Raw genomic sequence first — 7,609 nt, forward strand, 5'->3', positions numbered from 1 at the left:
TGATTTTTTAATCCTTTGGAGGTGTTGGTTTTGTTCTCCATTTTTTAGGATAAGTTTTAGGTGCCATGATGATTCTTTTTGTTTCAAATGCATATCCTTTGGCAGCATCTTTGATTTCTTCCTCAGACATTGTAGCTTCAGCTAGTGCCACTGCTTCTCCTTTTTGTGTATAAACTCCAACGATATCGCCTTTTTTGAGATTTTGAGAAATTTGTAAAATTCCAGGAATTGCTAGTTGTGCACCATGGCACATTGCATCAACTGCAGAATCTCGAACTACTACAGATTTTAATTCACTAAGAGCATATTCAACTGGTTTGATCATCTTCAAGAGTTTGGTATCATCTTTTTTCTCCTCCCAAATTGCAAATGCATCTGCAAGTTCATGTAAGGTTACCAAACCATCACATTCAGAGAATTGATCAACTCTAGTTCTTCTAAGCTCAACCATAGTTGCACCAGGACCCAAGATTTCTCCGATATCATAGTATAGTTTTCTAATGTAAGTTCCAGCTTCGCATAAAATTCTAGTTAGTAATAATCTCTCTTTTTGTTCAATTATCTCAAATTCATAGATGGTTCTAGTTCTTGTCTGTCTTAGTACTGCAGAGCGTTGTGGAGGTTTTTGGAAAATCTCTCCTCTAAACATTTCAACAATTTCATTTAATTTTTCTTTTGATGGAAGAGAATGCACTCGTCCTAGAGCATGATACTCTTTAGGACCATACAGTAAAACTCCCAGGGCTTTAGTTGCCTCACCTAATCCCAAAGGTAAAACTCCAGAAACTTGAGGATCAAGTGTACCACTGTGACCAATCTTTGGAAGTTTTAAGAGTCGTTTTGTCCATGCAACAGTCTCATGACTTGTAGGGCCAGGAGGTTTATCCAAGAGAATGATTCCGTAATTTAGTAATTGTTCAATTGTTCTTTTATCATAATACGTTCCGTATGCATCATCAGTGATGTCTTGATCAATTTCTACAAGGTTTTGTAATTGTTTTAGCGTCATAGTAATTTTCTCACAGTTTCTTTAGTTACATCAATAACTTGTTTTGCTGTTAAATTATCCGTATTTATAATTAAATCAAATACAGATTTGTCTTCTCCGAAATCAAAATCGTATAATTTCTTGTACAATGCTTTATTCCTATCAAATCTTTTTTTTGTAATCTCATAGGCATCTTCTGGGCTCATGCTGTCCCTTGACTGCATTCTTTTGGTGCTACTTTCATGGGAACCCTCAAGCCAAATTCTTATCCCGTCTTTAATCAGCCAAGGCAAAGTGTAACTGGTAATTACCATTCCACCCTTGTCAAAAAAATCAATTAATTTTTCATCTAGTTTTTTATCAAATTCAGAATTTTCTTCGCGTTGTTTGAGAAACTTCATTCCCTCTTCAGTATCCCACCAATCATCACCCTTAGAATTAAATCCGTGTTCTTCTGCCATTTCTTTTAGAACATCACCACCACTAAGATATTTTAATTGAAATTCTTCTGCCAATCCTTTAGCAACAGTTGTTTTTCCTACTGCGGGAGGACCAGAAATAACAATAGATTTGGTCAACTGAGATCCATAGATGTTTTGGTGAGTCTCATTATAATTCCACTAAATGCAATAGATGAAAGGAAATACCAAGCCCAAAGATACAGAGCATTTTCTTTGCCAAAACAATGATGTCCTTCTTCAAGTGCTTGTTCTGCAGTACATGTCAATTGGAACATGTCTCCAGGGATTACATTTAGAGGAATTGGGGAGAAAGCTACAGTGTATGAAAATAGTTGTGGTAATACTAGATAGAAGATCAAGATTAAAGGAACAAATGTAATCATCATTGGTCTCATATTCATCTGCATCATCTCCATTGACATTTTGTTCATGTACGATGATTTTTTTCCAAGTTCTGCAATCTTTGCTTGGTCTTTTGCTCTCATTGCAGCCATTCTTTCTTTTTGCCATCCACGAGTCTCTTTCATAATTCGTTTTAGTTTTACTTGGTCTACCATTTTCTTTCTAACTGCAGCGTTGAAGATGTTCAGTAAGATACCAAATCCAGATACTGCAAACATTGAGAGAATTACTCCTTGAATAATAGGATCATCACTACCCAAAGCTCCTCTTTCGCCGCCGAGGAAGTCGGGCATCTGGAGATGTATTACATCGATAAAGAGTAGAATAAAGTTGAAATCCATTTTTACAGTCCTATTGCATTAATGATTTTATCAGCCGCTTCATCAACCTTTCCCTCACCATTTAGAATATGCTTTACTGGGGAGCCTGAAATTACTGAGCAGGCGGAAATCATACCTGATTGAGCATCTAACTCCTTCTTAATGTTGGCCAAAGTGATTTTATCTCTATTTCGAGTATCGTCTTTCATTCGTCTATTGTAAATTTCTTCAGGTTTTGCAGAAACTGAGACAAAGTTTGTAGGTTTTATAATTTTGAGAACGTGTTCAGGTAAACCAGGATAGTATCCTTCTGAAGAACTGATGAATGCATGTGTATCAATAATTACAACATCTTCATCACGTAAGGCAATTTTCTCTGCTGCAAGTTTTTGTAGTTTTTGTTGTTCAGATACAGATAGTTTTCGCAATTCATCTCTATCTTTAAGACCATTTTCTTTTGCAAGCTCAAACATCAAAGTTCCAAAACTAATAACGCAGACACTTTTTTTATTATTTTTTATTATTTGCTCCATTTGAGATAGCAGGGTGGTTTTTCCAACACCAGGTATTCCTACCATTACAACTTTTTTATTTTCTACCAAGTAAAGCACCCAAACGCGGCATGACGACTTCAACTTGTTCTCGGACTAACTGTGTGTAATAGTTGATGAGAATATCGACCATAAGTAAAATACCGATTCCAGAACCAAAGACTCCAAGGACATCTGATACTCCGGCTAATCCACCCAAAATTGCAGAACCAATGATGGTAACTGATGGGATGTATTTGTTTAGTAATGCTTCAACTGGTGCATTTGATCTTCTAAATCCAGGAATTTGCACATCTGCATCAAGTAAGTTTTGAGCCGCACTCTTTGGTGACAAACCACCAAGCTCGACCCACAATCTACCAAATACAATTACAATTCCAATCATAAACAGAACATAACCTACTGCACGCATTGGATCTAATGCTGCAACATCCAATCCTCTTGGCGGAGTGATATAGTAAATGATACCTCCAACTGGAGTGTTAGGACTAGTAGGATCAAATTGGGCTACAAAGTTCATGAAGAAATTATTGTTACGCGGGTTCATGTTTGCCCACAGCATCTGGAAGATGAAAACTGCGTTTGCAGTTAAAGCAGATGCTAAAATGACTGGAATGTTTGAGACATACATTAACTTGATAGGATAAACTGCTGAAAATCCTCTGTATTTTGTAGAGACAATTGGAATTTCAATTTTGATTCCCTGAGTAAATACAAGTACTAGCAAAATTCCTGCGGTAAGGAACAATCCAAAGATACTCGGTAATTGATTTGAACGGAAGAAAACATTTTCGATATTTCCACTGCCAGTTAAGGATTCGATAATATATGGAATAATACCAATCATTCCTCCATCTCCAGCAGGCAACGGACTGAACATACTCCAAAGAATTTGCTGTGCAACACCTGCCATAATGAACAGACTGATTCCACTGCCAAGTCCCCATCCTTTCTGAATTAGTTCATCTAAGAACATGATGATAATTGACGCTGCCATCAGCTGCCCTATCAGGACATACAAGACATATGGTTCTGTAACTCCAGGACCATACACTGCCATGGCATATACAATTGATTCAGCAACAATTACGACATATGTTACAAGTTTAGTTGCAGTCTGAAAGATTCCTCTCTCTTCTGGTTTTTTGAAATCAAATTTTAGAATGTCTGAACCTCTCAGCAATTGCATCAAGAGTCCAGCTGTAACTATCGGTCCAATCCCCAGTTCAACTAAAGTTCCTTGTTGTGATGCAAAAATAACTCTAGCAAAGGCTAGGAAATCAAATTGAGGGGCAGTTGCTCCAAATAGTGGAGTCTGGCCCATTATCATGTAGATAAGTAATGCAATTCCACACCAGAGTAATCTTACTTGTAGTGGAATTTTCTTTTTAGGTTTTGGAACTTGTGGTAAATATGGTTCTGCTTTGAAAACGATTTTTCGAATAGTTGCAGTGAGTGTACCCTCAGCCATTTTCAGTTAACACTTCTCCCCCAACAGCTTTTAGTTTTTCTTCAGCAGATGCAGTAAATTGTTCAACTTTGACGGAATAAGCATTTGTTATTTTTCCGCCACCGAGGAGTTTTTTGTACCCTGCACTTACAAGGTCTACAATTTTTTTGCCTCCTTCTTCTTTACCGAATTTTATGAACAGGTCATCTAGATCTCTAAGACTTGCCCAGTTTTTGATAATATTTGGGTGAGGTGTTTTAGGTATATCATGGCCGTAATGATCTGGTTCTTCTTTAATCATAGTACTTCTATGATGTTTCTTCATTCCAGTAACTCCAAGACCACCTTTGTGACCACTAGCACGGTGTTGACCTACTTGTCCCCATCCCATGTGTCGTCCGCCTCTAAGTCGTCTTGTTTTTCTTAATCTAGTTGCCATGTTAAATCATTCTCCTTACTATAGTGTCAAGTTCTTTGTTTTGTCCAAGAACACCTTTTTGTCCATAAAGTTTCTTTGTGCTTTTTTTGAATCCGTGGACTGGAGGTGCTAAAGCAAACCAAGGTTTGAGTGGTTTTAATTTTGATAATGTGGCTTTACCTTCAGCCAAAGCTGTTCCCAGTTCTTTAGTATTTGCAAATCCTAATTCTTTCAAATCTTCATCAGTTACTTTTTGATAACCACCTTTTCTTGCTTTCTTGTCTAGCAACTCAGTTGCCAAAGATGCATCAATTTCTACCCAAGAAACATAGTGTTGTACTTTTCTTAGCATACCCAAAGTATTGTCTTTGGCAGGAAGAATAGTTGCACGATATTTTTTGTCTAATTTCAACAAAGTCATAGTAGTGGTTGCCCAGTATGGACAGTCTGCTTGACCTTTTATTCTAACAACAAGATATGCATTTGCCATAATTTATCAACCCTGACTAAATGTCTGTCTCAGACAATCCAATACGGCTTTAGAAGTTGAGTTCATAGTTGGGGTAGAACCTTTAGCAGTGGTCCATGCGTCTTTGAGACCGGCTAATTCCAATAATCGTTTAATTTTACCACCTGCTACAAGACCTAATCCTCTAGGTGCAGGAATAATTTCAATTGTAACACTTCCACCTTTTCCTCTTACTTTGAATGGTACAGAATGTTTTTGATCACATCTGCATTCCCAACTGCCACATCCCATTTTGATTGGTTGTACATTTAGGAAAGCTTGACTAGTTGCTTTTTCAATTGCAATTCTCATTTGTTTTGATTTTCCTTGACCAATTCCCAAGTATCCATTCTCATTGCCTGTTGCAACAATTGCTTTGAATCTAGTTGATTGACCGTTTGAAGTCATTTTTTGAATGATACCTACATCTACTACTTCACTTTTCAAGTCAGGTAATAGTTTCTTGATAATTCCAGATTCTTGAATACGTAATCCGGCTTCGATAATTTCTTCTAATGATGATATTTCTCCAGATGAAACTTTTTGTCCCAAAACAGTTTTTGGTACCCAAACTTCTTCTTCTGGTTCTCTTCTTGGTCTTCTTGGACGGTCTTTAACTCCACCTGGTGGTCCTCTACCATAAACTGGTGGACCTCTACCTCGTCCTCCTTGTCCTGGTTTTTGTCCCGGTTTAGTTGATGCTGCTTGACTCATTTCTATTTGACCTCGCTATCAATTGCGGATTTTATTTTTGAAACTTCATTTTTTACTGTCAAGTGTTCACCGTTAATTCTCTCCTCTGCTGGAAATCTTGCAGGATCTGCTGGGACTTCAAGACCAGCATCAATTATTCCTTTAAGAGCTGCTGCCATTCTTTGAGTAAATCTTCTTGTTCCAGAATACATGATAGCACCCTTTGCACCTTTTCCTATTGCTTTCTTTCCTGCCAAGTAACCAGTTAGATATGCTGCAGGTACACTTTTTCTAGAACCCTTCCATCCTTTTTCAAGTAGATATCTAGAATGAGCAGAGGCGACAACAGTGTCACCAGTCATGCCAGGTGTTAGAATTTGGACTTGGGTATTTTGATTAGTAATATTTACAGTGATAAAATCTCGTTTTCCCATCAACATGGTTCCACGTTTTTTATAATTGGTCTTTTCCTCTCTTAAACGTCTCAATATTTTCGAATAAGCCATCTATAGAGACCGAGTTTGAATCTGCTCTTATATACGTTAAGCGTGAATTAGAGCAGCTAGCAAAGATTTCTGTGTATGTAATCGATTTTCTGCCTCATCCCAAACAACTGATTGCGGACCATCAATTACAGATGCAGTAACTTCTTCCCCTCGCTTTGCTGGAAGACAATGTAAAAAGATCGCATCTTTTTTTGCAGACTTCATTAGTTTGTCATTGACTTGATACTTTGGCAAGAATTTGTGTAATCTTTTTTTATCTACATTATGAATCGATGAAAAAGTATCAGCAACTATCACATCTGCATTTTTAGATGCTATAAAGGGATCAGTTGTCAATTCAACGGTAGTTGATTTTTTTGCTTGCGCTACAACATCTTTGTTTGGCTCAAATCCTTTTGGAGTTGCAATAGATATTTTTGCACCAGCTAGTGCTGCACCGTAAATCATTGAGTTGCATACATTATTTCCATCACCAATCCAGGCAATTTTTAATCCCTTGAATTTTTTCTTTTTTTCTTTAATCGTCATAAAGTCTGCCAAGATTTGACAAGGATGAAAAGTATCAGAAAGACCATTTATCACAGGTACACTTGCATGTTCAGAAAGTGTTTCAAGTAATTTATGATCATATACACGTGCCATGATACAGTTTGAGTATCGTGAAAGAGTTTTTGCAGTATCTTCAATTGATTCTCCACGAGAGAGTTGCATTTCATTTGATGAGAGATTAACTGCATGTCCACCCAACTGATACATACCTATCTCAAAACTAACACGTGTTCGTGTAGATGGTTTTTGGAAAATCATTGTTAATGTTTTATTTTTTAGAACAGGTTTGTTTCCACCTTTTTTGAGTTCTTTTTTTAGTTTGATTGATTCATCAATTAGTCCTACAAATTCCTTTGAGGACAATTCTCCCAAAGTGAGTAAATTTTTTGTTTTTAATTTCATTTCTTAAAGAACCCGAACCTACCTTTCTTCTTTTTAGGTTCTTCCTTATCATGTTTTTGTATCTCTTCTTCATCTGTTGTATCATCTTGATCATTTTTTGTTAGTCCAGGTTCAGGTCTGCCATCTTTAATCCATTTACGAATCTTGTTTCCTAAACTGATTGCGTCGTTGTCATTTTCAGGTGGAGGAATATCAAACAAATCAGAATATGTTGCAATGTCTTCGTCTTTGATTCCATCAAAGGGATCATCAGAGGTTGATTGTACTTTGGGTGTTGGTTCTGGTGTTGGTTCTGGTGTTGGTTCTGGTGTTGGTTCTGGTGCTGTCTCTTATACACATCTCCGAGCCCACGAGACAGTTT

General features: G+C 37.1%; 11 protein-coding genes. All 11 read right to left on the bottom strand.

Translation table 11 applies throughout. The features are described from left to right. Positions 1-7: 7 nt before the first annotated feature. From ACW9W4_RS06065 to ACW9W4_RS06115, 11 genes are read right to left on the bottom strand one after another with little or no spacing between them, the layout of a single operon-like run. Positions 8-1,009 carry an RNA-guided pseudouridylation complex pseudouridine synthase subunit Cbf5 gene (locus ACW9W4_RS06065; RefSeq protein WP_457761580.1) on the bottom strand — a complete coding sequence of 334 codons (1,002 nt, stop codon included), beginning with the start codon at positions 1,007-1,009 and terminating at the stop codon, positions 8-10. Next, on the bottom strand, positions 1,006-1,566 hold the full coding sequence (locus ACW9W4_RS06070) for a cytidylate kinase-like family protein (protein WP_457761581.1): 561 nt from the start codon (positions 1,564-1,566) through the stop codon (positions 1,006-1,008). The genes ACW9W4_RS06065 and ACW9W4_RS06070 overlap by 4 nt, the downstream gene beginning before the upstream one ends. Next, positions 1,563-2,192, bottom strand: a complete 630-nt coding sequence (locus ACW9W4_RS06075) for an EMC3/TMCO1 family protein (RefSeq protein ID WP_457761582.1) — start codon at positions 2,190-2,192, stop codon at positions 1,563-1,565. The genes ACW9W4_RS06070 and ACW9W4_RS06075 overlap by 4 nt, the downstream gene beginning before the upstream one ends. Before the next feature lie 2 nt (positions 2,193-2,194). Further along, entirely contained in the window at positions 2,195-2,782 is a 588-nt protein-coding gene (locus ACW9W4_RS06080) for an adenylate kinase (protein WP_457761591.1), read from the bottom strand. After that, a complete protein-coding gene (gene secY / locus ACW9W4_RS06085) occupies positions 2,760-4,193 on the bottom strand; it encodes a preprotein translocase subunit SecY (protein WP_457761583.1) in 1,434 nt (477 codons plus the stop codon). Before secY ends, ACW9W4_RS06080 begins: the two co-directional genes overlap by 23 nt. Beyond that, entirely contained in the window at positions 4,186-4,611 is a 426-nt protein-coding gene (locus tag ACW9W4_RS06090) for an uL15 family ribosomal protein (RefSeq protein WP_457761584.1), read from the bottom strand. The genes secY and ACW9W4_RS06090 overlap by 8 nt, the downstream gene beginning before the upstream one ends. 1 nt (position 4,612) lies before the next feature. Further along, positions 4,613-5,080, bottom strand: coding sequence for a 50S ribosomal protein L30 (locus ACW9W4_RS06095; protein WP_457761585.1), 468 nt, complete (start codon positions 5,078-5,080; stop codon positions 4,613-4,615). Positions 5,081-5,086: 6 nt separating this feature from the next. Next, positions 5,087-5,812, bottom strand: coding sequence for a 30S ribosomal protein S5 (locus ACW9W4_RS06100; protein WP_457761586.1), 726 nt, complete (start codon positions 5,810-5,812; stop codon positions 5,087-5,089). Between the two features lie 2 nt (positions 5,813-5,814). Continuing rightward, complete coding sequence (locus ACW9W4_RS06105; RefSeq protein WP_457761587.1) at positions 5,815-6,297, bottom strand: 50S ribosomal protein L18; 483 nt, start codon at positions 6,295-6,297, stop codon at positions 5,815-5,817. A 36-nt stretch (positions 6,298-6,333) separates the two neighbouring features. Next, a complete protein-coding gene (argF, locus tag ACW9W4_RS06110) occupies positions 6,334-7,248 on the bottom strand; it encodes an ornithine carbamoyltransferase (RefSeq protein ID WP_457761588.1) in 915 nt (304 codons plus the stop codon). After that, the gene (locus ACW9W4_RS06115; protein WP_457761589.1) at positions 7,245-7,448 is read right to left on the bottom strand and encodes a hypothetical protein; all 204 of its coding nucleotides are present in this window, start codon (positions 7,446-7,448) and stop codon (positions 7,245-7,247) included. Before ACW9W4_RS06115 ends, argF begins: the two co-directional genes overlap by 4 nt. Between the last annotated feature and the right edge of the window lie 161 nt (positions 7,449-7,609).

Source organism: Candidatus Nitrosopumilus sp. bin_7KS (assembly GCF_054095835.1).